At 47.3% G+C, this 24,470-nt stretch carries 19 protein-coding genes; 16 read left to right on the top strand and 3 right to left on the bottom strand.

Going from position 1 to position 24,470, the window contains the following annotated elements:
• Positions 1 to 181: 181 nt before the first annotated feature.
• The 5 genes from ABIE27_RS15685 (at position 182) to ABIE27_RS15705 (ending at position 6,628) form a co-directional block, all read left to right on the top strand.
• On the top strand, positions 182 to 2,011 hold the full coding sequence (locus tag ABIE27_RS15685) for an ABC transporter ATP-binding protein (RefSeq protein ID WP_429350986.1): 1,830 nt from the start codon (positions 182 to 184) through the stop codon (positions 2,009 to 2,011).
• Complete coding sequence (locus ABIE27_RS15690; protein WP_429350919.1) at positions 1,992 to 3,833, top strand: ABC transporter ATP-binding protein; 1,842 nt, start codon at positions 1,992 to 1,994, stop codon at positions 3,831 to 3,833. Before ABIE27_RS15685 ends, ABIE27_RS15690 begins: the two co-directional genes overlap by 20 nt.
• A gap of 323 nt (positions 3,834 to 4,156) precedes the next feature.
• Positions 4,157 to 4,579, top strand: coding sequence for a MarR family winged helix-turn-helix transcriptional regulator (locus ABIE27_RS15695; RefSeq protein WP_429350920.1), 423 nt, complete (start codon positions 4,157 to 4,159; stop codon positions 4,577 to 4,579).
• Positions 4,580 to 4,830: 251 nt separating this feature from the next.
• The gene (locus tag ABIE27_RS15700) at positions 4,831 to 6,195 is read left to right on the top strand and encodes an MATE family efflux transporter (protein ID WP_123063037.1); all 1,365 of its coding nucleotides are present in this window, start codon (positions 4,831 to 4,833) and stop codon (positions 6,193 to 6,195) included.
• A gap of 118 nt (positions 6,196 to 6,313) precedes the next feature.
• On the top strand, positions 6,314 to 6,628 hold the full coding sequence (locus ABIE27_RS15705; RefSeq protein WP_123063038.1) for a hypothetical protein: 315 nt from the start codon (positions 6,314 to 6,316) through the stop codon (positions 6,626 to 6,628).
• A 147-nt stretch (positions 6,629 to 6,775) separates the two neighbouring features.
• Here the strand turns inward: ABIE27_RS15705 and ABIE27_RS15710 are convergent, their stop codons facing one another.
• Positions 6,776 to 8,572: a bifunctional metallophosphatase/5'-nucleotidase gene (locus tag ABIE27_RS15710; protein WP_429350921.1), complete on the bottom strand. Its 1,797-nt coding sequence runs from the start codon at positions 8,570 to 8,572 to the stop codon at positions 6,776 to 6,778.
• Positions 8,573 to 8,848: 276 nt separating this feature from the next.
• On the opposite strand from ABIE27_RS15710, the gene ABIE27_RS15715 reads away from it, so the two are divergent.
• From ABIE27_RS15715 to ABIE27_RS15735, 5 genes are all read left to right on the top strand, one after another.
• Positions 8,849 to 9,835, top strand: a complete 987-nt coding sequence (locus tag ABIE27_RS15715; RefSeq protein ID WP_123063040.1) for a phosphate/phosphite/phosphonate ABC transporter substrate-binding protein — start codon at positions 8,849 to 8,851, stop codon at positions 9,833 to 9,835.
• A 151-nt stretch (positions 9,836 to 9,986) separates the two neighbouring features.
• Positions 9,987 to 10,784, top strand: a complete 798-nt coding sequence (phnC, locus tag ABIE27_RS15720) for a phosphonate ABC transporter ATP-binding protein (RefSeq protein ID WP_123063041.1) — start codon at positions 9,987 to 9,989, stop codon at positions 10,782 to 10,784.
• Positions 10,781 to 11,638, top strand: coding sequence for a phosphonate ABC transporter, permease protein PhnE (gene phnE / locus ABIE27_RS15725; protein WP_240036660.1), 858 nt, complete (start codon positions 10,781 to 10,783; stop codon positions 11,636 to 11,638). Before phnC ends, phnE (ABIE27_RS15725) begins: the two co-directional genes overlap by 4 nt.
• A complete protein-coding gene (phnE, locus tag ABIE27_RS15730) occupies positions 11,635 to 12,447 on the top strand; it encodes a phosphonate ABC transporter, permease protein PhnE (protein WP_090917666.1) in 813 nt (270 codons plus the stop codon). The genes phnE (ABIE27_RS15725) and phnE (ABIE27_RS15730) overlap by 4 nt, the downstream gene beginning before the upstream one ends.
• A gap of 716 nt (positions 12,448 to 13,163) precedes the next feature.
• A complete protein-coding gene (locus ABIE27_RS15735; protein WP_123063043.1) occupies positions 13,164 to 13,424 on the top strand; it encodes a hypothetical protein in 261 nt (86 codons plus the stop codon).
• 457 nt (positions 13,425 to 13,881) lie between these two features.
• Here ABIE27_RS15735 and ABIE27_RS15740 read toward each other — a convergent pair whose 3' ends face one another.
• Together ABIE27_RS15740 and ABIE27_RS15745 are read right to left on the bottom strand one after the other, a co-directional pair.
• A complete protein-coding gene (locus tag ABIE27_RS15740) occupies positions 13,882 to 16,680 on the bottom strand; it encodes a DUF5689 domain-containing protein (RefSeq protein ID WP_429350987.1) in 2,799 nt (932 codons plus the stop codon).
• Between the two features lie 229 nt (positions 16,681 to 16,909).
• The gene (locus ABIE27_RS15745) at positions 16,910 to 17,386 is read right to left on the bottom strand and encodes an RNA polymerase sigma factor (protein WP_429350922.1); all 477 of its coding nucleotides are present in this window, start codon (positions 17,384 to 17,386) and stop codon (positions 16,910 to 16,912) included.
• A 211-nt stretch (positions 17,387 to 17,597) separates the two neighbouring features.
• On the opposite strand from ABIE27_RS15745, the gene ABIE27_RS15750 reads away from it, so the two are divergent.
• The 6 genes from ABIE27_RS15750 (at position 17,598) to ABIE27_RS15775 (ending at position 24,445) form a co-directional block, all read left to right on the top strand.
• A complete protein-coding gene (locus ABIE27_RS15750; RefSeq protein ID WP_090917674.1) occupies positions 17,598 to 18,311 on the top strand; it encodes a response regulator transcription factor in 714 nt (237 codons plus the stop codon).
• Positions 18,308 to 19,774, top strand: a complete 1,467-nt coding sequence (locus ABIE27_RS15755; RefSeq protein WP_123063046.1) for a sensor histidine kinase — start codon at positions 18,308 to 18,310, stop codon at positions 19,772 to 19,774. The genes ABIE27_RS15750 and ABIE27_RS15755 overlap by 4 nt, the downstream gene beginning before the upstream one ends.
• Positions 19,771 to 20,928: a hypothetical protein gene (locus ABIE27_RS15760; RefSeq protein WP_429350923.1), complete on the top strand. Its 1,158-nt coding sequence runs from the start codon at positions 19,771 to 19,773 to the stop codon at positions 20,926 to 20,928. The genes ABIE27_RS15755 and ABIE27_RS15760 overlap by 4 nt, the downstream gene beginning before the upstream one ends.
• A 259-nt stretch (positions 20,929 to 21,187) precedes the next feature.
• Positions 21,188 to 21,883 (top strand): ABC transporter ATP-binding protein, encoded by a 696-nt coding sequence (locus tag ABIE27_RS15765; protein WP_123063048.1) that lies wholly within the window; start codon positions 21,188 to 21,190, stop codon positions 21,881 to 21,883.
• 25 nt (positions 21,884 to 21,908) lie between these two features.
• Positions 21,909 to 23,279 (top strand): ABC transporter permease, encoded by a 1,371-nt coding sequence (locus tag ABIE27_RS15770; RefSeq protein ID WP_151458047.1) that lies wholly within the window; start codon positions 21,909 to 21,911, stop codon positions 23,277 to 23,279.
• Positions 23,280 to 23,368: 89 nt separating this feature from the next.
• On the top strand, positions 23,369 to 24,445 hold the full coding sequence (locus ABIE27_RS15775; protein WP_429350924.1) for an efflux RND transporter periplasmic adaptor subunit: 1,077 nt from the start codon (positions 23,369 to 23,371) through the stop codon (positions 24,443 to 24,445).
• The last annotated feature ends 25 nt before the right edge of the window (positions 24,446 to 24,470 follow it).

Here is a 24,470-nt window from a genome sequence, read left to right on the forward strand (position 1 = left end):
AGGTTAAAATTTGAGGTTAATACTAAGAATGAGAAGAACATAACGATGTGGAGATGGAAAATGCGATATAATAGTCGTATTGGTTACGTGAAATTTTACATAGCTTTAAAGAAAGAGAATAACGGAGCTAATGGTGTGAAAGGGATGCAGTATCGCCAGTAACGTGCTCCGGGCCGGAGGAATGGGAATGCTCAAGCTGTTCGTTCACTTGAAAAAGTACCGGGTCGCCGCCATTGCAGCATTAGTTATGATGCTGATTGAATTAACGGTGGAGCTGGCCCAGCCTTATCTGATCTCGAAAATCATTGATAATGGCATCCAGCAGGGAGACCTAGCCGTCGTATGGATGTGGGGTGGTGTGCTGGTTGGCAGCGCGGTCATCGCATTTGCCGCCGGGATTGCAAGTTCATTTTTTGCCTCGCATGCGAGTCTTGGATTTGGGTATGATCTGCGAGAGAAGCTGTATGACAAGATGCAAACGTTTTCCTATGCCGTGTTTAACCGTTTTGCGACATCATCGCTAATCACCCGGTTAACCGGGGATGTGACCCAGGTGCAGGATACCATCTTTATGAGTCTTCGCTTCATGACCCGTGTTCCGCTCGTGGTGATCGGTAGCATGATTATGGCAGTGGTGGTCAGTCCGCGATTGGGATGGCTACTTGTTGTCATGATGCCGGTGTTGCTCGTTGTTGTGATCTGGATGCTAAAAAAAGCAGCGCTGCTGTTCCGTAATGTGCAACGCAGACTGGATGCCGTGAACGGTGTCATCCAGGAGAATCTGACAGGCATCCGGCTGATCCGTGTTTTTGTACGGATGGGCCACGAGATTGAACGCTTTGCCAGCTTCAGCGGCAAGCTGATGAAAGGCACAATCTCCGCGCTGCGCCTGACGGAGACCACGATGCCATTCATGCTGCTGATGATGAACGGTTGTATTATCGCCGTACTTTGGTTTGGACGGAGAGACATCGTTTCGGGTTCGGCATCCGTTGGTGAAGTCGTTGCGGTCATTAACTATTTGCTACGTACCATTGGGGCATTGTCGATGTTATCGTGGATTCTGGTCACCTTTTCTCGGGCGAGCGCTTCAGCACAGCGTCTGAATGAAGTGTTTGAAACCGAGGATACGTCAGAAACGGATCGTACGGGACGGAGAGAGCAGAAGATTTCTACGGGGAATACAGGTATCACACGTTCATTGAATCATTTGCATAGCTCTGGCTCTATACAGCATAAGCAGGAGCAGCGTACCGTACAAGGTGAAGTTGAGTTCCGCGGAGTTGGTTTCAGTTATCCCAACAGTGACATTAAAGTGCTGGAAGATATTACGTTCTCTGCAAAAGCAGGTGAGCGGATTGCTATTATGGGGGCTACCGGATCAGGAAAATCCTCTCTGGTGCAACTCATTCCACGCTTGTATACGGAAGAACAAGGTGAGGTGCGTATTGATGCTGCAGATGCATCCGAACTGGATCTGCCGACCCTTCGTAAGGCGATTGGTTACGTCCCTCAGGAAGTCGTACTATTCACGGGTTCTGTGCGTGAAAACATTGCTTGGGGACGAGAAGATGCCACGATGGACGAGATTGTGGAAGCGGCAAAACGGGCTCAGATTCATGAGACCATCGAGCAGTTGCCGAACGGATATGATACGTTGCTCGGTCAGAGGGGGGTTAACCTTTCGGGTGGGCAAAAGCAGCGCCTCTCCATTGCGAGAGCATTGGTACGCCGTCCAAGCATTCTTATTCTGGATGACAGTACAAGTGCGCTAGATGTAGCTACCGAAGGCAGGCTTCTAGATGCACTTGAAGACCTCTCCTGTACAACGTTTCTTATTACGCAGAAGATCAGTTCAACCACTTCTGCCGATCTGATTCTGCTCCTGGATGATGGACGGTTGATTGGACAGGGAAAACACGAAGACTTGATGGAGTCGTCGGAGTTATACCGCCGAATTCATGAATCACAATATGGGGAGGGCGCACAGTATGTTCAAAGCATTCATTGAGCCTTTCCGTCAGCCGCGGCCTGTTCTGGATTCCGAGTCACTCCGTTCAGGGGGGCAGGGTAAACCGAAAGCAAGAGCCAAAAACTGGTCAGGCACGCTCGGACGAATCTGGAGTTACCTCTCACGCCGCAAGGTCAAGCTTTCGCTTGTGCTGTTAATGGTATTTGCCAGTTCTGCTCTGGCTCTGCTTGGGCCTTATATGGTCGGTATAGCCATTGACCAATTTATCGCGGGAGAAGCGACCAGTTCAAGCTGGGCCTGGTTTCTGCTTGGACTGGCAGCGGTGTATGTACTCTTTTCGCTCACATCCTGGCTCCAGAATATTTGGATGATTGAGATTGCTCAGGAGACGGTATTCCGTATGCGTTATGACCTGTTTGCTCATCTGCATAAGCTGCCGATTCCTTTCTTTGGGAAGCGTCAGCAAGGTGAGATTATGAGCCGGGTCACCAACGATATTGAGAACGTTAGCAGTACGCTGAACAGCTCAGCGATTCAGATTTTTTCGAGTGTGTTAACGCTAATTGGCACATTAGGTGTGATGTTGTGGCTCAGCCCGTTGCTCACGTTACTCACATTTATTGTTGTACCTCTAATGGCTCTGGGGATGCGCTGGATAACGCGCAGAACGGGACCGCTTTTCAAAGAACGGCAACGTAATCTGGGTGAACTCAACGGTTATATTGAGGAAACGTTATCCGGGCAACGGATCATCAAGGCATTTTCGCAGGAAGAAAGGGTGATTCGGGGGTTTGAAGAGCGTAACATGCGCATTCGCATTTCCGCATTCTGGGCACAGACGATTTCAGGTTTTATTCCAAAACTGATGAACGGACTCAACAACCTGAGCTTTGCAATCGTAGCGGGGATTGGCGGTATTTTGGCGATACAGGGTTCCGTTACGGTAGGGGTCATCATTATTTTTGTAGAATACGCGCGTCAATTCACACGTCCGTTGAACGATCTGGCGAATCAGTGGAACACGCTGTTGTCTGCGATCGCGGGGGCAGAGCGGGTGTTCGAGGTGCTGGATGAGGATGAGGAATCCAAGGATGAAGGGGCTGCCATTGCCTTGGATCACATGCTGGGCAACGTTCGGTTCGATAAGGTGTCCTTTGGATATGATGAGGGTCGTGATATTTTGCGTGACATCAGTTTTGAAGCGAAGCCGGGCGAGATGATTGCGCTGGTCGGTCCAACAGGAGCAGGGAAAACAACGCTGATTCAGCTCTTATCCCGCTTTTATGACCCGACAAGTGGAACGATTACGGTGGATGGGCACAAGGTGACAACTATTCGGCGGGAAAACCTGAGGTCGCACATGGCGTTTGTATTGCAGGATTCATTTTTGTTCCAGGGAACGATTCGCGAAAATATCCGGTTCGGACGTCTGGATGCATCCGATGAAGAAGTGGAGATTGCCTCCAAGCTGGCGAATGCACATTCCTTTATTATGCGAATGAAGAACGGGTATGACCGGGTGCTTCAGGCGGATGGGAGTGGCATTAGCCAAGGACAGAAGCAATTGCTAGCTATTGCCCGGGCGATCCTGGCTGATCCATCCATTCTGGTATTGGACGAGGCGACCAGCAGCATTGATACGGTGACTGAGATCAAAATTCAGGAGGGGCTGGAACGTCTGATGCATGGCCGCACCAGCTTTGTCATTGCCCACAGGCTGAATACGATTCGTCAGGCAGACCGGATTCTGGTACTTAAGGATGGGAGACTGCTGGAGCAGGGGTCACATGATGAACTGCTGAAACAGGGTGGATTTTATAGTGAGCTGTATAACAGTCAACTGCGGAAGAAAGCACAATAGAGTGTAGGGTGGCATGAAGCAGAAGAGTGGGAGGAAGAGAGGGGTACTTTTCCTTTCGGTGTAAAGACGGTAATCCAGACTCAGGCTAGCGATGTAATAGCAGAAGGATTGGAGCACGGAAGGGGGCTTCAATCCTTTTTTGATATGTGCAGTAAAGAAAAAGATATTGATTCTTGACAGAGAGGAAGTCACAGTTGTATATTTAGTTCACGAACAGTTAGACATCTAACATTTAGATTTTGACTCTGAGTAAGTAAGCAGGTAAGTAAGAGAACAGTGATGAAACAAATTAAAGAGGAAGCAGAACAGGAAGGAGAGAATTCATGCGCGAAAATACGCCGTATTCGGATCTGTTCCAAACGATTGGCATCAAGATCAAACGCAAAGCCGATGAGCAGGTTAACGAACTGGGATTGAACGCTCAACAAGGTAGAATCATTGGATATATCTACGAGCATCAGGACGAAGGATTAATTCAGAAAAATCTGGCGGACGTCTTCAACCGCAGAGATGCAACGATTACAAGTATGTTAAAAGGACTGGAGAAGAACGGTTATATCGTTCGTAAAATTCCAGCGAATAATGAGCGCCAAAAGAATCTGTATGTATTGCCGAAGGGCGAGAAAGTGATTCAGGATATAGAGCAGATGTTTTCGACCGTGGAGAATGAGATTGTAAAAAGCCTATCAGAGGAAGAACAGGCAACATTGATACGTTTGCTGACCAAGGTTAATCAGAATTTATAAGGTTGATTACGGTGACTGGGGATATATAGAGCAGATGAACTGCTCTTAAGTAAAAACTTAGAATTCAAACTATTAGTGTTCTATTAATAAAATGTAGCTGTAAATGTGGCTGGAGTTGTACAAGTAATTATGAAAGTAAATGTATCAAGTTTTAATTTTCTTTAGATGTTTACGAACATTTAGAGTGGTGTCTTTTTGTGTTAATACTTAGAAATCTAATTGTTAAGTGGTTAAGAAAGGTGGAGGTTACTATGAAAGAAAAACATTCAAACTCCTATTATCTGGACAAAGCGCCTGTCCATAAGTCGATTATGCATTTGTCCATTCCGATGATGCTGGGTATGTCCGCGGGAACATTGTATAACCTCATCAACGCGTTTTTTATCGGTCTTGTTCACGATACAGGCATGTTCAGCGCCATTACCTTGGGGTTGCCGATCTTCACGGTATTAATGGCTTTTGGCAATATGTTCGGGGTGGGCGGTGGCACATTCATTACACGCTTAGCGGCAACGGGAGAGAAGGAAAAAGCAAAACGAGTCGCAGGGTATTCCTTTTATTCCAGCTTGGGCATCGGTCTGCTCATTGCCCTGGTCGCTTGGTTGTTCATCTCACCCATTGTTCAGGGACTGGGAGCGGATCAGGCTGTATATGAGTACACCAGTCAATATGCCATTACACTTCTGGGCGGAGGGGCTATCGTTATTCTTAATTTTGCGCTGGAACAGCTGGTTCGGTCTGAAGGTGCCTCGAAAGAATCTATGATTGGCATGTTTATCAGCATTGCAGCCAGCATCGTTCTGGATGTGCTGTTGATTCTGATATTGAATTGGCATGTGATTGGAGCCGCGTTGTCGATCGTATTAGCCAATGCTTGTTCAGCAGCCTATTATGTTTGGTTTTTGTCCCGCCGCAGTGAGAATTTAAGAGGGTTTCTGGGACATTGGAAACTTCAGGTCAGAGACCAGATGGAAGTATTCAAAATTGGGGTTTCCGAGCTGCTGCAGACCTCTTTTCTAATCGTATCTACGCTGCTACTGAATCATTACGCGATGATCTATGGAGAAAGTGTAGTCGCTGGGTTTGGTATTGCTTTACGGGTTGTACAGCTTCCCGAGTTTCTTGCGATGGGTATCTTTATGGGGATTATCCCTCTGGTGGCACACAGTTTCGCGAGTAAGAAGTTTGGTCGTTTAAAGGCTACGTATAAGCAGGCCTCGCTGTATATCATCGGTATTGGTGTTCTTTTCATAGGCATCGTTTATATGTTCAAGGAACCTGTAATTCGGTTATTCTCTTCGGATGCAGCTGTACTGGAAGCTGGAGGTTCGATTCTGGTGGCGATGTTGATCTCCGCTCTGTTTACTGGATTAACAGGTCTGTTTACAGGCATTTTCAAAGCGGCGGGAGAAGGCATCCCGACCAATATTATGGCGATATGCCAGGGAACGCTGTTTATTCCGGTGATTATCGTTTTTCATAAATTCTATGGGCTTACAGGCATCATCTGGTCTATGACAGTAACGGAGATCATTACATCTGTTCTGGGACTCATCCTGTTCGCGTACCACTACAGACGCATAAATAGAATGCAAAAACAGGTGGTTGCTGTTTGAAAGAAGATGTACATGGATATATACTAATCATCTAATGGAAAACTATACCATGACGTAACAAGGACAGGTGGATATACTAAAATGAGTTTAGTGTTCACAAGGAGGTTGTTCATCTGTTTTGAAAAATCCTAAACTTGCATATCGACTTATATTCTTCAATTCGATTTATGGATTAACACTTCTGGCTTATCCGGTTGTGCTGATCATGAGTGTGTATTTATATGCCTATCGGGAGTCGGGAGCACATCCTTTGTTGGATACGATAGCGGCAATCCTGATGGCTACGTATCCCATTGGTGTGTTAGCTTCCTTCTTATGCTGGGCGTTCTATCATTCGGGCAAAAGTAAGTGGGCTACCGGAACTGCGAATTTGTTTCTGGTCTGGTTAGGGGCTTTTCTCATCGTACTGCTTCTCTCAGATTCTTTGTTTTAATAGAGCTATGTTTCCTACCAATGAATCCATAGTCTCCGTTCCGTAAAAAGTTAAAAGGGCGAAACCGGATAAACCCGGCTCCGTCCTTTTTCATGTACTCGTTAATTCATGCACTGGTTAATCTCTCATGTTCTCACAACCCGAACTTTAGTTGGTCACCTTCCAGTTATGCACTTCCCCAACTTGTAACGGCTGGTGCCTGCGAATGAAATCTTCCACGAGTGCAGCCATATCCGTGGCGCCTTCGTGCAGTACCTTTTTGCCCGGATACATCGCATAATCTCCACCGCCTGCCGCGCGATAACTGTTCATCACCACGGAGTACTTCTCATCCATCCCCAGCGGCTTTCCTTCACGTTCCAACTTTACGACACGGTTGCCTACAGGCTGTGAGATGTTCAGTTCATATTCAATGCCCGCCCACATGTCGTAGTTGTAGTGTTGAGGCTTGGGCTGCATATACGCCGGATTAACGACTACTTTGCCGGAGGTGTCCAGTTCGAAATAACGTGCCGTCTGCTCCAAAGCTTCCCGAATATCCCTTCCGCTCAGTTCGAGAACAGTCAGGGTGTTGGGATAAATGAAGTTGGACAACACATCACGCACCGTAATCTGGTTGCCGAACCCGCGGGCTTCTTCACTAAGCATAGCGGTATTGGAAAGCTGTGCCCCTGTCGCTTCAATCTGAACCTGATGTACAAAATCAATAAAAGGATGTGCCTGCAGCCGCAGCTGTGTCGCACTGGAGATCGATAGATCACCGTCTCCGGCGACTTCGCCAATCGGCTGATCCAGCCAGGTTTGTGCCGAAGCCTCCAGTTCATCCGTCAGCTTCATTACAACAGGATCCGGCTTGAGATCAGGGTAATCTTCGAGCAACAGCAACTTCGCTTTCTTCTCCGTTACCAGCCACTTGCCCGTGTCCGGCGATTGCTGAAGTTGCACAGACACATGACCTAATCCACTGCCATTAAACCCTGGCTGAATCACGGTTACCCCATGAATTTCGTCAGTCAACTGGCGATGCTGATGCCCCGTGAGCAGTACGTCGATGCCTTCAATCTCTCGGCAGATTTCGTACGCCTGATTTTCTCCAGTTAAGCGCTCCGTAGCTTCTCCCGTCTCCAGATCACATTCAAATCCCCCATGATAACTGACCACCAGTACGTCGGGTTGCTCATATTTCCGTATATACTTCACCCACGTACGAATAGTATCCAGCGCATCCAGGAAATGCAGCCCTTCAATATTTTTCGGATGCTCCCAGTTGGGTATGTAATGGGTGGTTGCGCCGAGAAGGGCGATTTTTACACCGGAAGAGAGCGTTTTGACCAGATAAGGTTCGCCAAAAGCCGGAATACCTGCTCCGTCAGGAGCAAGCGGCAGTCCTGCAACGGGTTGCTTGTCATCTAAACGCTCACTGACAGCCTCATTTGAATTTTCGCTGGAATCTACTTGATACGTATGAACAACAATCGATTCATCCTGATAGGTCATATAAGCTGGCTGGTCGCCATGAAGCTCTTGATGTGCAAGTTCTGACGATTGCTTCTCTCTTTTCATCACAATATTGGCAGACAGCCAAGGAAAAGAGGAGCCTTGCACAGCGCCACGTAACAACTCCTGACCATAATTAAACTCATGATTACCCATCACCGCCGCATCGTATCCAAGCTCATTCAAGACGTGAATAAAAGGATGAGTTTGCTCTTTGGAGCCATGAGAAGCCGCATAAGAAGCGAGAGGAGAGCCTTGCAGCAAGTCTCCGTTATCCACCAGCAGCAAGTCAGGTGAACGTTCACGTTCCTGCCGAATTAGAGAAGCCAGCAAGGCAAGGCCGGAATGACGATAAGCGTTGGTATTGTAATGGATCGGGCGAATTGCCCCGTGAAGGTCACTCGTGAACAGGATATCGAAGTTTGTCGTAGGGGGAATGCGTGTCATTTTACAATCTCCTCTAATATATAAGTTTAGATATATGGCATAAACCGTAGAACGGAGCAAAAGAAATCGTCTTAACAACAGGCGATAAGCCGTAATCCAAGCGTATTTCCTCCGAAATCATCCACCATAATGAGCCTATTTTAACAGAAGAATGTCACGCTGACAGCCTGCCAGGAAACTTTACAAAACTCCAAATTTCGTTTCACATCACGTAAATATTCGCCAATTATAGTAGACAAGTACTGAAAAATAGAAAAACTTTTGGAGGGTGTTCGATTGAAGAAGTCTGCTTTATTTTTACCATTGTTGATTTTGGTTCTGTTCCTGAGTGCGTGTGGGTCTAACGCTACATCCAATTCGTCAAACGGCGCTGAAGCCAATTCAAGCGCGTCCGGCACATCAACCGACACAGCAGAGAAAGACAAAACCGCTGAAGGTTATGTACCTACGGAACTGACAGTGCAATTCGTTCCTTCCCAGAATGCAGACACCCTTGAAGCAAAAGCAAAACCGCTGGAAAAACTGCTTGGCGACAAGCTTGGTATCCCGGTAAAAGTCAGCGTATCCACAGACTACAACACGATTATTGAAGCGATGGCTTCCAAAAAAGTAGATGTAGGTTTCCTGCCTCCGACGGCTTATGTACTTGCGAAAGAAAAAGGAGCAGCACAAGTCATTTTGCAAGCTCAACGTTTCGGTGTGAATGATGAGACTGGCGCTCCGACAGAGCAACTGGCAGATTCGTATAAATCCATGATTATTGTGAAAAAAGACTCCCCGATCCAATCGGTTGAGGATCTGAAAGGGAAGAAAATCGCTTACCAGAACGTAACGTCTTCCGCTGGTTATGTATGGCCGGCAGCCTTGTTGCTGGATCGCGGTATTGATCCGCTCAAGGATGTACAGCCTGTAACCGTTAAAGGTCATGACCAAGCTGTTCTTGCCGTGTTGAACGGTGACGTAGATGCAGCAGCTATTTTCCAGGATGCCCGTAACACGGTTTCCAAAGACTACCCGAATGTCTTCAAAGACACACGTGTACTTGCTTTCACTGAGCCTATTCCCAACGATACGATCGCCGTTCGTACCGACATGAACGCAGATTGGACAGCGAAGATCAAACAAGCCTTCATCGATATCGGTAAAGATACAGAAGGCCACAAGATCATCAAAGAAATCTACACGCACGAAGGTTATGTGGAGTCCGATGACAGCAAGTTTGATATCGTGCGCCAGTATAACGAGAAAGTGAAAACCGAGTAGTTTTCCGATCCAACAAGCCATTCGTGACTTTGCACAGTGAACAGGCCAGTTCAGCGTAATTGACGCTGTTCTGGCTTGTGCCGTTATTATAAGTTCTACTAGAAACAACGGAAACGATATAAATATTAAGGATGAAAGAAGGATTAACGCGATGATTGAGCTTCACAACGTGACCAAAACGTATGCGAACGGCACGAAAGGCCTCAATAACATAAATTTGAAATTTAAGCAGGGAGAATTCATCGCGGTGGTCGGATTGTCTGGTGCAGGCAAATCCACATTGCTGCGGTCAATCAACCGGCTGCATGATATTAGTGAAGGTGAAATTCTGATTAACGGTAGCTCCATCACGAAGGCACAAGGCAAACGCCTGCGTCTGATCCGCCGGGATATCGGCATGATTTTCCAGAGCTTCAATCTGGTAAAACGATCTAGCGTGTTACGCAATGTACTGGCTGGTCGGGTGGGGTACCATTCCACACTTCGTACCATTTTGGGTCGTTTTCCAAAAGAAGATGTCGAACTGGCCTTTGATGCACTGGATCGGGTGAATATCTCGGAGAAGGCTTACTCTCGTGCAGATCAGTTGTCTGGTGGACAGCAACAGCGTGTGGCGATTGCCCGTGTACTCGCTCAGGAAGCTAAAATTATTTTGGCCGATGAACCGGTGGCCTCACTTGATCCGCTGACGACGAAACAGGTCATGGATGACCTTAAACGGATCAATCAGGATCTCGGCATTACAACGATTGTTAATCTGCACTTTATTGATCTGGCGAGAGAGTATGCGACACGTATTGTTGGTTTGCGGGCAGGAGAGGTTGTATTTGACGGTCCCGTGGAAGAGGCGACGGATGAGCGTTTTGCTGAAATCTACGGCAGACCGATTCTGGCGGATGAATTGCTGGACAAGCAGGCTGTGCAGGAGCAGGGAGAAGTGCTGGTATGAAGGGACAAACCAACGTTTCACTTGAACATGAAGGGCGTGCAGGCGCAGGCAAGGAACCTGGCTCCAGCCCGAAGCAGATTGTCAATCGCCCCAAACCACCGGGGAAGACCAAACATCTGCTGACGTTAGTCATCATTGTGCTGCTCTTGTGGGCGAGTGCCAAGCAGACGGATGCGAGCTTTGCAGAACTGTTCACCGGTGGCCCGGAGATGTGGAAGCTGCTGAAGGAGATGTTCCCGCCGCGCTGGAGTTATTTTGACAATATCGTACAGGGCATGTTGGAGACGATCCGTATGGCTTTGATCGGAACAACGATTGGTGCTATTCTTGCCATTCCGATCTCCATCATCTGTGCGGGGAATCTAATGCCAAGCCGCTGGATCTATTATCCGGCACGTTTTCTATTAAATCTGATTCGAACCGTTCCGGACTTGTTACTTGCTGCGTTGTTCGTTGCTGTATTTGGTCTGGGGCCGGTTCCGGGTATTCTCGCACTGGCTGTATTCTCGGTTGGACTAATCGCCAAGCTCACCTATGAAACGCTGGAGACGATTGACAAAGGGCCGCTTGAAGCGATGACCGCTGTGGGCATGAACCGTATTCAGCTTATTGTCTATGGTGTCGTCCCACAACTGGCAGCCCAGTTCACGTCTTATGTACTGTATGCCTTCGAAATTAACGTACGTGCCGCCGCCATCCTTGGACTCGTTGGAGCGGGTGGTATCGGACTTTATTACGAAGCGACACTTGGATTCCTGGAGTATGACAAGACCAATACCATTATTATTTTCACACTGGCCATCGTTCTGATGATCGACTATGTGAGCACTAAGCTGCGGGAGAAATTGTTATGATGAAAAATGAAGCGAGCCGTATTCGGCCAAGACCCAAACCACGGAAAAATCCGCTCCGCTGGCTTATCATTCTGCTGTTAATTCTGGTCTATGCGTGGGCGCTGGCGGGCGTACCTTTTACCGGATTCAAGGAAACTGCCGGACAGATCATGAAAGCTATTATTGCGGGTATTTTCTCTCCCGACTGGAATTTTGTTTATTTGCCGGAAGGCGAGGATTTGCTGCGCGGACTGCTGGATACTCTGGCGATTTCTGTGCTAGGTACCGTGATCTCCGCTGTGCTCTGTATCCCGTTTGCTTTCTGGTCTGCACGGAATATGAGTGGACATCGGGCGATCTCGGGTGCGGGTAAAATGATGCTTAGTTTCATCCGTACGTTTCCTGAAATTATTATGGCTTTGCTTTTTATCAAGGCTGTAGGTCCTGGATCATTTGCGGGGGTGTTAGCCCTTGGGCTTCACTCGATCGGGATGCTGGGTAAACTGTACGCGGATGAGGTTGAAAATATTGACTACGGCCCGTCCGAAGCGTTACTGGCTTCTGGAGCAACCCGACTGCAGCAACTCTGGTTTGCCATCTTGCCGCAGGTTATCCCGGGGTTCCTGAACTATACATTGTATCGGTTCGAAATTAATGTCCGCTCTGCCACGATCCTCGGTGTGATCGGCGCAGGCGGTATCGGGACACCGCTGATCTTTGCACTCAGCACACGCAACTGGCCGCGTGTCGGCATTATCCTGCTCGGCATTATCGTGATGATCACGATCATTGACCTGATCTCGGGGTATATTCGGAAGAAGCTGGTGTAGGTAACCGAATGAAGTGGTAGAGAGAAGGACTATCTTTTGCTGGATGATGCGGCAGTGGGTAGTCTTTTTTTTGATTTTAAATCAACAGGCTCTAAATCTAGTGATAGGTTAGTATTTGCCTGATTTTTCACTTGAAATAATTTGTAAAAATAGTTGTACAATTTGCTTAATTCTCTATTCAATTATTTGTAAGTTATTCCGATTTTAATATGAGAAGGAGGTGAATTTCATTTTGAGAATTATTTTACCTATTATTGCATCGATACTGAGTATTGGAGGAGGATGGCTTTTTGGCTATTTAATAATGCTATTGATGCTATCTGGAGACGAAGGCCTCATTATCTTTGACGTTCCTCCAGCAAGTCATACTCTCTTGTATCTTGTGTTAACACTTCTTCCGTTTGTTGTGTTGGTGTATTTCCTTACGCAAAAAAGAAGAATATGTGTTCATTAAAATTATCGTGTATCTGTTTATTGCATCCTGGATACTTGGGTTTATGTGGTTCATTAATTCTTAGGAATTAGATATATTGGTAAAATTAGAATGTTGTCTGTGTTACAATTGTAGTAGTGGCGAGATGAATAGATAGTGTCGGTGTGCCTGTTGAATATAGCCGCTCGACAAGTTGGAACGTACATAATGATGTTGGATATGTAGCTTGAAACGATACCTTATAACGTTAAAGTTGACCTTTTTGCAAGGAGGTAACTATTCTATGGAAAAATTGTATTTGATATGGCTCGTGTTTATAGTGCTTATATTGCTGTACCGAATGATCTTTCAGAAGTTTAAAAAGCATAACCGGGAAAATATCGGACTCAGTGCGATTCTTATTATTTTTACGGGTAGCAGTTATTCGTTCACGCAGATGAACCTCATTTTTGTCATTGGTATCTTGGCCTTTGCGGCTTATTGTGCGGTGTGGAACAGTATTCTTTTTGTAAGAAACGGTTATGAAAAACCAAGACTGAGATGAGCTGATTTACGTTATGGGTAGAGGATAATGCAGAGGATATATGTACAAGTAGGTCAGCTAAGCCTTATAGTTTGAGGAGGGAAAGGTACTTTTGAACCTAGCTTGAATCTCTAACGATCACCAGAAGCCTTATTTAGCTAAAAAAAGCCTTTTTGAAATTCTAACGATCCGTACAGACGTTATTTGTAGCAATTAGCCCGATTTATCCTTCAAAATGCTGAAAAATAGCCAAATAGCGTCGCTGGTGATCGTTAGAATTTTAAATGTGGAAAAAAGGGGCAAATAAGCTCTCTCAGGATCGTTAGCGCTGAGGGAGTGGAGGGTTCGAGGGTTCAATTTTACGCCATGGATAATACCATACAAAAAAGACTACGAAAAACCGAAACCACCGCTGCCTGTTTCCTGGCCGCCGGACTGGTTTCGGTTTTTCGTTATTGCTTTCAAGCTTACTACTAGACTAGCTCGCCAAAGGCAAAGCAGCCTTGCTTACTTGTACCGTAATGATTTCCGTGCTAGTCACACCTGAGGCATTGACCAGTTCCGCGCGATACGTATACGTTCCGTTCGCACGACCGCTCAGGTCGGTTTTCGCCGTTTGAGCAGATGGTGTAGCAGCGTTCAACGCTTGCGTATCGATCAGCACGTCATTTTCATAAAGACGATACTCGGTTCCGTTGGTTCCCCACCAGAGGTTCATCGTTACGGTGTAGTTGCCATCACCGTCCCAGTTGTTTTGAGACAAAACGGCTTTACCTGGAGCGGCATTCGCAATTTGAACCGTTAACTCGTCACTGCGAGTAGCGCCTTTGTCGTTGATCAGCTCGGCAACATACGTATAGGTTCCGTTAGCTTTGTCTTTAATCGCCGTTTTAGCAAACTGTGAAGAAGGAGAAGCCGCTGTTAACTTTTGCGTATCCACAAGAACACCGTTCTCGTATAACTTGTACTCGGTTGCGTTTTCGCCCCACCACAGATTCATGCTAACGTTGAATGAACCATCAGACAGCCCGGTGGTATGTCCGTTATCGGAAGAAAGCACCGGTTTACCCGGCGCTCCTTCGGCTGGAGTAGAAGGGTTTTCTCCTCCGCCTTGTTCTTCCGAAGCTACAATGTCATCCAAGCTTCTTGGTTTCAATTGATAGACATCTTTGAAAATGGCAGCAATACCCGTGATATCAATCTTGTCACCAGCAACATAAGGGAAGCTGGTTTCACTTACACCGGTACGTGTATCCACACGCACATGTGTGCTTGTTCCATCTGCAGCTACCGCATCAAACTCAAAGGAACCGGCAGGCGTAGCGCTGATGATATTCTGGACCGTTACATTTTTCAATTGAACGAGTTGACCTTGGTTGGTATCGTTAATGGCTGTAACCAGCGCTGGAGCTGGAACAGAAGCCGTTCCTGTTTTCTCAATCGCAACCACATCGGTTAATTCAAACTCACTGTTGTAGATCGTTGTTGGTGCAGTCACTTTCACTTTGTCACCTACATCGAACCCACTGGTGTGCTGGAACACATAGATTCCCGCCGTATCATCCTGAAGATAGAAGGCTTGTCCGCCAAAAGAACCCGGTTTGGTAGTTACAACACCTTCAATGGTAACGGTAGTACCTACTGCTTTGGTGCGTGCCTCGGCTACGCTAATTGTTGCTGGGATTGGACCTTGTTCTTCTGGCAGTGGCTGTGCAGGTACGTTATCAATGCTTACTGCGCTAGTAATCAGGTTGCTGCCGTTTAAACGCAGACGCAGGCTGGCGTTGCCACTCGTACCTGGTTTGATACGTACATTCAAATCTTTGATTGCACGTCCTTTGCTATCCGATGTTACGCTAAACGCCGAGCTGTATCCGTATGAAGTTGGCCATGTTCCACCTTCATTTTGAATCATAGCTACCTGAGTTCCACCTGTCAGATAGATTCCTGCGCTGTAACCGGAAACGGTAGTGTTTGGAGCCATATTTTCTACAACCACACGAATCTGGAAGTCTTCGGCATTAGGCAATGTATCTTGCTTCACGAAGCTGTAAGCCGCGTTAGCGCTGGATGCAGCGCCGCCATAAGAGCCAGGCTTGAACGTGGAACGATCATACCACTTGTATCCGGCAGCCGGGGCAGCCCAAGGTTCAGCTTGCGGTTCAGTAGAAGCAGCCGGCTCCTCGAAAGGTAACAGCGCTGTAGCTGTATCCAATGTAAGGCCGTTTACTTCGGACAGTTTTGTATAGTTTTCTTGTGTCGCAAGCCAGTTTACCGTATTCACGAGCAATACCGCATCATCGACTTCTTTGAAGCCGTCATATGTTGTTTTGCGTGTGCCTGTTTCTTCGCGCAAATATTTCGGGGATGCATCTTCCACCGGGGAAGAGTCACCTATGAAGGCCGCTTTACCTGCACCCAGTTTGGATACAGCCACATATGGACCTTCTTCGATACCGCCGCCGTTATATACACCTTGGTCTACGGCATTATTCCATTTGGCATTCGTTTTTGGCAAGTACACGATACCTTTGGCTTTCTCCGGGTCTGTGATCGCCAGCGTGGAGCCTGCGTGCATCGCTACAGCAGAGACGCCTTCCGTAATGCCGAATGCCTGATCCGCTGGTACGATGATATTGGCGTTAATGTCGCCAAGTGCGTTGTACCGGAAACGTACGCCAAAGTTATCTGACAACCAGTCTGAACTTGTTATATTCTGCATGGCTTCGGAGTTGCGTTCATCTGCACTCATGCCTTTAGCAGGATCTTCGTATGCACCGCGGCGATATCCGTTGATAACTTCCGAGCCATCCCAGCGGTTTTTGTTACGGTCAGCGTTGTAGTGATCTCCAATGAAGAAGATGCTGCCGCCGGATTCAACATATTGTTTCAATGCCGCCTGTTCAGACGTTTTGAAAGGGATTTGTGGTTCAGCAATGACAAATACGTTGTATTCTTTCAGATCATCATAGGTAAAAGGTGTCGTTTTGCGCAGTTCTTTCACATAATAACCGTCATTCGCCAGAGCATTACCGAAATCCGAGAAACCACCATCAATAACCCAGTCGGCTGCTCCGGCAGTCTGACCGTGCGAATTGTCGAACAGTACTTTTTTGCCAGCATTCTCGTTAACGACCTTGGCTTGAATGAATGGAGCCGGGTCTGTCGGTCCTTCCGCATGAACCGAAGCATCGCTGTTCCATAATCCGACCTGAAGTGGCAAAGCCACGGATAATGCCAGGAGTGATTTTAACCAAACTCCCCGCAAACGTTTCATTTTACCCAACCAAATCCCTCCCAAATATTAGTTGATTCATAAGTTCGTCCATATTCTACCACATGAAAATCTCACATAGTCATAACAAATTGTAAAAATTAGATCGAACTTTGTAAAATTAGGTATTTTGGCATATGAATAGGTCGTTTGGATTATTGGTTGTTACAAGAATGGAAATGATAATATGGTGGGTAACGGAGTAGGAGAACACAAAGTCAAAAAGCCATCTCTACGAGATGACTTTGGCCCGAATTCGATTGACGGCGTGGAAAACGGAAGATTTGATCATGCCTTCACTGCGGTTCACCATCTGGGCTGTCTCTTTAATGGAATACCCATGGATCAGACGCAGCTCCAAAATTTGGCGATGTTCGGTGTTGTTGATATGGGAGACAATTTCGTTAACCCCTTCATTGATCTCCAACTCAGGGGTATCAACATGGTATGCAGGGGATTCGAGTCGACTGTCACGGCGTAAAGTGCGCGTACGTCTGCGAAAGCTGTCCATAGCCAGATTACGGGCGATGCGTTTGAGATAGTAGAGAACCCTGTCTTCAGGGATCTGGGCAGTGACTTTCATGAGACGAATAAAACAATCTTGTGCCAAGTCTTCCGCATCCTGCGGTTGTTTGACGATTTGGGATAGATACCTGGTGATTTCTGATTTATAGTTAATGTAAGCATCATTGATCTGTGAGTGGTTCATAAGATGTGAATCCCCCTTGGATATGGATCAAGCCTTGGTTCCGGTCCGTTTGGCGTTCTGTTAATGCTAGTATAGCGGGAGGTTGTTTCCAAAAGGTTCAGAGTTGTATCGGAGTTGTAACATTTCTTGATTTCCTCTGTTCAAGCAGACGGCTTGGGATACAAAATATAGGCAGATGAAATTCATAGAGCAGGGAGATTACGAATGTATTATGAGACCAAAAGAGATATTAATCATCGAAGATGAAGAGTCCATTCGCGATATATTGTCCTATTCGCTTCGCAAAGAAGGGTTTGAGATCAAAGAGGCGGCTTCGGGCAGGGAAGGATTGAATCTGCTTCGGGAGTCGAGGCCCGATCTGATTCTACTGGATCTGATGTTGCCTGATATGAGCGGCTTCGACGTGTGCAGGCAGTTGTCTGTGAACTCCAAAATCCCGGTAATCATGATTACGGCAAAATCCGATATGCTGGACAAGGTGCTTGGCATGGAGCTGGGGGCTGACGATTACATTACAAAGCCTTTTGATATCCGCGAAGTGGTTGCCCGCATCCGGGCTATTTTCCGCAGGATCGATCTCATCAGCGAAACGCTGGAGAACCAGTCTTACGAAGTCGTTAGGTTAGGCAAACATATCGAGATCCGTAAGGATGAGCGCGAGGTGTGGAAGGACGGAGAACGGGCAGGGCTCACGAACAAGGAGTATGACCTGCTGCTCTTCCTCGTGAACCACCATCGCAAAGTACATACACGTTCGGAGCTGCTGGACAAGGTGTGGGGATTTGATTTTGCAGGAGATACACGTACCGTGGACATCCACGTTCAGCGCATTCGCAAAAAGCTGGATAGCGGTGATCAAGGCATATCGATGATTGAAACGGTATTTGGCGTAGGATATAAACTGAATATTCAGGTGCAGACATGAAATGGACGATTCAGTTCAAGATGGTTGTGCTGTTCTCGGTGATCGTTTTCATCGGTTTCTCGGCACTGCTGATTCTGTCCAACAAGGTCGCCCAAGAGAATATGTATCGTGAAGTGCGAGAGGATATGGTGCAATCCAAAAAAAATCTGGATATCGCCCTGAATCAGTATTTTCTCATCCACAACAAACGCATTAGCAAAGATTCGCTGGAGGCGGGTAGCCGCGAATTAGAAGAGCAGATTGGTTCTGCCGTAGGTGGGGAAATTACGCTTTATCGTCCTGATGCGACCACATATGGTTCCAACACCAGTGGAGGGAAACTTGTCAAACGGACAGACATTGCGGATTTGAGAGAAGCGATGCAATCCCGAATCGCCTATACGACAAAAGTAGATCAGGGACGAGTTGTAGCAAGCCTCTCTTTCCCGATTCAGAGTGACCAGCAACTTGTCGGCATTGTGCAGCTTGAAAAGGATTATACGGATCTTTACCGGCGCAATATGCGCTTTCAGGATACGATTAAGCTGTTCGCAGCGACGATATTTGTGTTTGTTTTCATTGCTTCGATTTTTATTTCCCGGAAAATTACGCAGCCCATTCGTGTGCTGACGAAACGTTCTGCCGAAGTGGCCCAAGGCAGCCTGAATGCCGATATTCAGATTGCCACGAAGGATGAGATTGGGGAACTGGCGGCGAGCTTCACGGTCATGATTGACCGGGTAAGAGAGCAGATCGATGTGATTGAGCGAGAACGGGACGAAGTGAAACAAGTGCAGGCGCGAAGCAAAGTTTTTTTTGACAATGTGACACATGAATTAAAAACACCGCTGACGACCATTCTGGGCTATGCGCAGATTTTGCGGGATAATGGCTTCACCGACCCGGAGTTCTTCGACAAGGGCATGAATTATATCATCAAGGAAAGCCGTCGTCTGAATACGATGGTTGCGGATATTTTGGAAGTTTCGGTATCCTCAGCAGTGATTGAAAACTATCGCTTCGGACGGGTAGACGTCTCGGAAGTTATCCGGGAAGCGTGTGAGGACATGTCCATCAAGGCAGGCAAGTACAATATCGGCATTCATTACGAGCTTGAAGAAGAGCTGTATGTGCGGGGGGATCGGGACAAGCTGAAGGAAGTATTCCTGAACGTACTGGATAACTCCGTCAAGTATAGTGATGTGAATTCGATTATTGAAGTGCAGTCCACGCGGGAAAAGCAGTCTATTGCGATCCTGATCCGAGATCAAGGTGAGGGGATTGGTGCAGAAGCACTGAATCATGTGTTTGAACCTTTTTACCAGGATAAGGGCATGAACCGTGTTGAAAAAGGCAGCGCCGGTCTGGGGCTGTCGATTGTGAAAAACATTGTGGAGCGTCATGGAGGAACAGTGGAGATGAAAAGCATCATGCGGGAAGGGACGCAAGTCCATATCCGCCTGCCGGGGGATCGAAACACATGAAATATACCGGCTTTTGGCGTAAACATTGCGATAAGCTGATGCTGTCCGGGCTACTCGTCGCCTTTGTTGGCGGGATATTCGGGATTGGCAGTCTGTTCAGCATGAGCCACCTCAAACCACGTACGGTGATATTGCCTGGTGCGCAGTTTAATACTCGTCTCGTGCCCCCATCGAGCAGTACAATCCAGATCGAGTCAGCGACTAAAATTCCGAATGATTTTGTCATTTACGATTTTGATATTGGGGATCGGAATACGATTGTTGTAAACAGTACCGAACGTTCCTATACAGGACTGAGGCTGCTCAAGCTGCATCTGGATGATAACCAGGTAAACGAGATCAGTAGCAACACGGATTTTGGCGTTGTGCTGAGCCCGGATCGAACCAAGCTGATGTATGCCCAGTATCGTTCGGGACAAGCCCAGCGAACGGCTTTTATATACGATATGAAGAGTGGCGAACGAACCAAACTGGGCAAGGAACATTCCTATTTCAGGGAGTTTCTCAGTAACGAAACATCCATCAGTCATGATGAGCGTGGTTTCATTCAGACGGAACTGAAAACGGGCAAGGAAGAGATCCTGTTTTCCGATGAGGCCATGATGAAGAAAGCCGGAGTAGAGACATATGAGGATAAATCAGGCAAGAACTACATCGTGATTGACAGTTTTGAGATCAGTCAGGATATGAAACAGGCTTATGTTCTGGTTATGCACAAGAATGATTTTGCGGTCTATCGTGTGTCGCTGGAGAAAAATCCGGACGTGTCCTTATACCTGAGATCGCAGGATATTCAGCAATATCATCTGTTGAAAAATGGGGATATGATTTTTCAGGGTGAAGTGAATCAGGTACAGGGGCTATATCGATATCAGGTGGAAAACAATAAACTCAGCTTGCTAGCCAAGGGCACATTCTGGAATTTTGATCTGAGCGCGGACGAATCCCGAATTGCTTATCTGAATACACTGGAGAATCAGAAAAATGAGCTTCATATTGCCTTCCTGAATGATCAGAGCTTGTCCTCCGATACGGTGATCTACCGTAATATCAACAATTTTATCAAGCTGAAATGGTTTGGGGAAGAACTGTTCCTGGCAAGCAGCACCGTAAGCAAGAGTGAGTTGTATCGTTTTAGCTTTAAGGCGTGGTAGGTTTGTGATAGGAGCACTACCCAGCGAGAGGTCGATTCATTTAGAGAATTCGCTGCTGTAGCATTAGCAGTACACAGGCATTTGAAAGAACATATGTCCCTGCGGGTAAGCGTTGTACGCTCTGCCGCAGGGATTTTTGTGCCTGACATGTTACAAGTTGGATACAACTGAGTCCTGCCCCGATACATCTGCGCACTATAATAAAATGCAGGTTACACATAAATACATAATCAGGAAACAGAAAGGAAGACAAGCACGAATGCTTCAAGTTGAACATGTATCCCACGCCTTCCGCAATGCACAGGGCGATGTTCCCGTGCTGCAAGATATTAATCTGACCATTCAAGAGGGGCAGATGGTTGCGTTGCTCGGTAGTTCAGGTTCAGGGAAGTCCACACTGCTGAATCTGATGGCTGGTTTAATGAAGCCAACGCAAGGCAAGATTTGGATTGCAGGACAGGATATTGTACGTTTCAGCGAGAATCGCCTGGCGGAGTTCCGGCGCAGTCATATTGGCTTTATTTTTCAATCCTATGAGCTGTTGTCCAATCTGACGATCCGGGAAAATGTAGAGTTGCCCTTGGTCTTTATGGGAATCAGACCATCCAAACGCAAAGAGAAGGCGCTTCGCCTGCTGGAGCAAGTGGGACTCGGCGATAAGACCAATCTCTTTCCCTCGCAGTTATCCGGTGGACAGCAGCAACGGGTCAGTATTGCCCGTTCACTCATCACGGAGCCTTCGGTCATCTTTGCAGATGAACCGACGGGCAATCTGGATACAGAGACCGAGGAAGAGATTCTTTCCATTTTGCAGCAACTGAACAGAGAGATGAAAACAACCTTTGTCATTGTGACACACGAAGCCGAGGTGGCCGAACAGATGCAGGTTGTACTGACGTTACAGCAGGGGAGATTGGTCGAACAGCGACAGTTTGCCCAGTTGCAGCAGGGATGAGAGCTAATGTAAAAGGAGAGGAACAGTGAGAATACGGGACGTAGTGCGCATGGCCTGGGGACAGATCATTCGGCGCAAAGTGGTCACATTACTCTGTATGATTGGTCTGTCGATCGGTTCGGCAGCGATGATTATTGCACTGAGTGTGGGGCAGTCAGTACAGACATACAGCGAGAAAACGTTGAATGATAACTACAAGATGGACGAGATTACGATCAGCCCGAACGAGGGAATCAAAACGGGGAATGGAAGCGGCGGAGGCACGAAGAGTAAGTTTGAACGCGGCGCGCTGACGATGGAGAAAATTCGGATTATCGAGCGCCTTCCCCATGTTGTCGCCGTGGCTCCTATGCTGAAACTGGATGCGCTCGATATGGTGCTTCCGGATGGACGCAGCTCCTACGTGGAAGTGATTGGAACCGAGATGCAGACACTCAGCGGGTTCGGATACAAATATGCACAAGGCAGCGGAACTGGCAATGGCCGAGTTGCCGTTGTGAATTACGGAGCGACCTACGGCTTTATTGATGCGAAAGTGACGCAAAAGCTGTTTGAACAGTTGAATTCCGATCCCTATAACAATGAGCTTCTGCAACAGTACAATGAGATGATGATGAAACAGGATCAACTCATGCAGCAGCGTATACAATTTCGGTATGAAGATTTTACGAATGGCAGAAAGACCAAGATGAGCGGAACGATACGTGTATCGGGTGAACTGGTCAAACCATCCAATATGGATGATATGAGTGCACAGAATGACAAGAAAGTATATGTGCCGCTGGATACGGCGCGTGCTCTGCAGGATGAGCTTGGACTTCAGCAAACGGACAGCCCGGCGCTCAAACGTCTCAATTCCGCATTGGTGAAGGTGGATAACAAGCGGCATGTGGCTCAGGTGGAAGAGCAGATCAAGAAGCTGACATTAAACACGCAAAGTAATCTTTTTCAGGAAGAGGCCATGGCAGGACAGCTTGCGATGTACCAGAAAGCAGCCATCGGTATCGGCGGTTTTATTATGGTGCTGGCTTCACTGTCCATCATTGTGGCAATGATCATGTCCACGCATCAGCGGCGTAAGCAGATCGGGGTTATGAAGGTGCTTGGTGCTAACCTGTGGCAGATTCGTCAGATGTTTATTGCGGAGGCTGCCATGCTGGGATTCATTGGCGGTGTGGCTGGGGTGGGGATTGCATTTGCCGCGCTTGGCGGAGTGAACCAGCTGCTCGCAAGTCAGATGGCAGATCAGGCTGGCGGACCGATGACGGTGATTATTCAACAATCGGCATTGCCGCTGGGGATTGTTTTTGCCGTACTTGTCGGTGTGGTATCGGGTATCTATCCAGCGATCAGTGCATCGCGAACCAACGCGCTCAGTGTCATTAAATCGATGTGATGCAGCTGCGAAAGGCTAGTGTGCAGGGCTGAACGTGGAACATTTAGAATACGAACAGACTCAAACTTACCAGTGAAAGGGATATAGGCATGAAGAAATGGATCAGCATCATCACTACGATTGTACTTATGGCAGGCGCAGGATACTGGGTATATGAGAAATACAAACCCCAGCCCGAAGCGCCAGTTGAAATTCCACCGCCCATCACCTTTGATGTGACGCAGGAGACGATGACACAAACCATTCAAGTGAAAGGGAAATCGGTCTATACCGAGCAGACGGACGTGTTTGCACCGTATGCTTCTAACATCAAGCAGTGGTATGTCAAGAACGGGGAGCAGGTGAAAAAAGGGGACATTCTGTTCACGCTCGATACGTCGGCATTACAGACAGAAGTGAGTCAGATGCAAAGTGATCTGGATAAGGCCCGGTTAGATGTGGAAATGAATCAGATCAGCATCGACCAGGCGGGCATGACTGAGACGTTAGGTGTAACGGAAGAGGAACGCAAAAAAGCATTCGCAGACCGGGAGAGCAAACGTCTGGCGAACGAGCTGAGCCAGAAGGCTTTGGTTCTCAAAGAGCAGGAGATCCGAAAGAAGCAGGACGTCATGAGCAAGGCAGTGGTGCATGCTGCGACTACGGGTATATTTCAGTTGAACGATCAGGATAACAAAACACGGGCAGTTACGGAAGGGCAGTTAATCGGCTCAATCACGAATACGGGCAAAATGAAATTCATGACTATTGTTGGTGAGGAAGAAATGTTCAAGCTGAAGGAGGGCATGCCAGTACAGGTGCGCATGAGTGCGCAGAAGGATCTGAAATTTACCGGAAAAGTAAGCAAGGTGTCCAAGTTTGCCCGAAAAAGCACGGATACCGATCTGAAGCAGGCCTCTCAGTTTGATGTTGTCATTGATCTGAAGCCGGATGCTCGCATGTATGGTGGTGTCAGTCTGGAAGGGGACATCGAAACGATGCGCAAGGACAAGGTGACGGCCGTATCGAGTCTTGCCATTATGCGTGACCAGCCCGAACCTTACGTGTTACTGGATAAAGGGAACGGACAGACGGAGCAGCAAGCGGTTAAGACAGGTATGGAATCTGGAGATAAAACCGAGGTTGTTAGTGGTTTGAAGCCAGGGGATGTTGTGGTTATGCCATAGAAGGAGGGTAAAGCTTATTGCGGTT

The sequence above is a fragment of the Paenibacillus sp. 4624 genome, from assembly GCF_050435065.1.
In the GTDB taxonomy this organism is placed as follows: domain Bacteria; phylum Bacillota; class Bacilli; order Paenibacillales; family Paenibacillaceae; genus Paenibacillus; species Paenibacillus amylolyticus_D.

Excerpts from the sequence above, each read along its gene's own strand:
- ABIE27_RS15685 (WP_429350986.1), top strand. The coding sequence starts at position 182 with ATGGGAATGCTCAAGCTGTTCGTTCACTTGAAAAAGTACCGGGTCGCC.
- ABIE27_RS15740 (WP_429350987.1), bottom strand. The coding sequence starts at position 16,680 with ATGAAACGTTTGCGGGGAGTTTGGTTAAAATCACTCCTGGCATTATCC.
- ABIE27_RS15745 (WP_429350922.1), bottom strand. The coding sequence starts at position 17,386 with ATGAACCACTCACAGATCAATGATGCTTACATTAACTATAAATCAGAA.
- ABIE27_RS15765 (WP_123063048.1), top strand. The coding sequence starts at position 21,188 with ATGCTTCAAGTTGAACATGTATCCCACGCCTTCCGCAATGCACAGGGC.
- ABIE27_RS15775 (WP_429350924.1), top strand. The coding sequence starts at position 23,369 with ATGAAGAAATGGATCAGCATCATCACTACGATTGTACTTATGGCAGGC.
- ABIE27_RS15750 (WP_090917674.1), top strand. The coding sequence starts at position 17,598 with ATGAGACCAAAAGAGATATTAATCATCGAAGATGAAGAGTCCATTCGC.
- ABIE27_RS15735 (WP_123063043.1), top strand. The coding sequence starts at position 13,164 with ATGGAAAAATTGTATTTGATATGGCTCGTGTTTATAGTGCTTATATTG.
- ABIE27_RS15700 (WP_123063037.1), top strand. The coding sequence starts at position 4,831 with ATGAAAGAAAAACATTCAAACTCCTATTATCTGGACAAAGCGCCTGTC.
- ABIE27_RS15710 (WP_429350921.1), bottom strand. The coding sequence starts at position 8,572 with ATGACACGCATTCCCCCTACGACAAACTTCGATATCCTGTTCACGAGT.
- phnE (WP_090917666.1), top strand. The coding sequence starts at position 11,635 with ATGATGAAAAATGAAGCGAGCCGTATTCGGCCAAGACCCAAACCACGG.
- ABIE27_RS15760 (WP_429350923.1), top strand. The coding sequence starts at position 19,771 with ATGAAATATACCGGCTTTTGGCGTAAACATTGCGATAAGCTGATGCTG.
- ABIE27_RS15690 (WP_429350919.1), top strand. The coding sequence starts at position 1,992 with ATGTTCAAAGCATTCATTGAGCCTTTCCGTCAGCCGCGGCCTGTTCTG.
- phnE (WP_240036660.1), top strand. The coding sequence starts at position 10,781 with ATGAAGGGACAAACCAACGTTTCACTTGAACATGAAGGGCGTGCAGGC.
- ABIE27_RS15755 (WP_123063046.1), top strand. The coding sequence starts at position 18,308 with ATGAAATGGACGATTCAGTTCAAGATGGTTGTGCTGTTCTCGGTGATC.
- ABIE27_RS15695 (WP_429350920.1), top strand. The coding sequence starts at position 4,157 with ATGCGCGAAAATACGCCGTATTCGGATCTGTTCCAAACGATTGGCATC.
- phnC (WP_123063041.1), top strand. The coding sequence starts at position 9,987 with ATGATTGAGCTTCACAACGTGACCAAAACGTATGCGAACGGCACGAAA.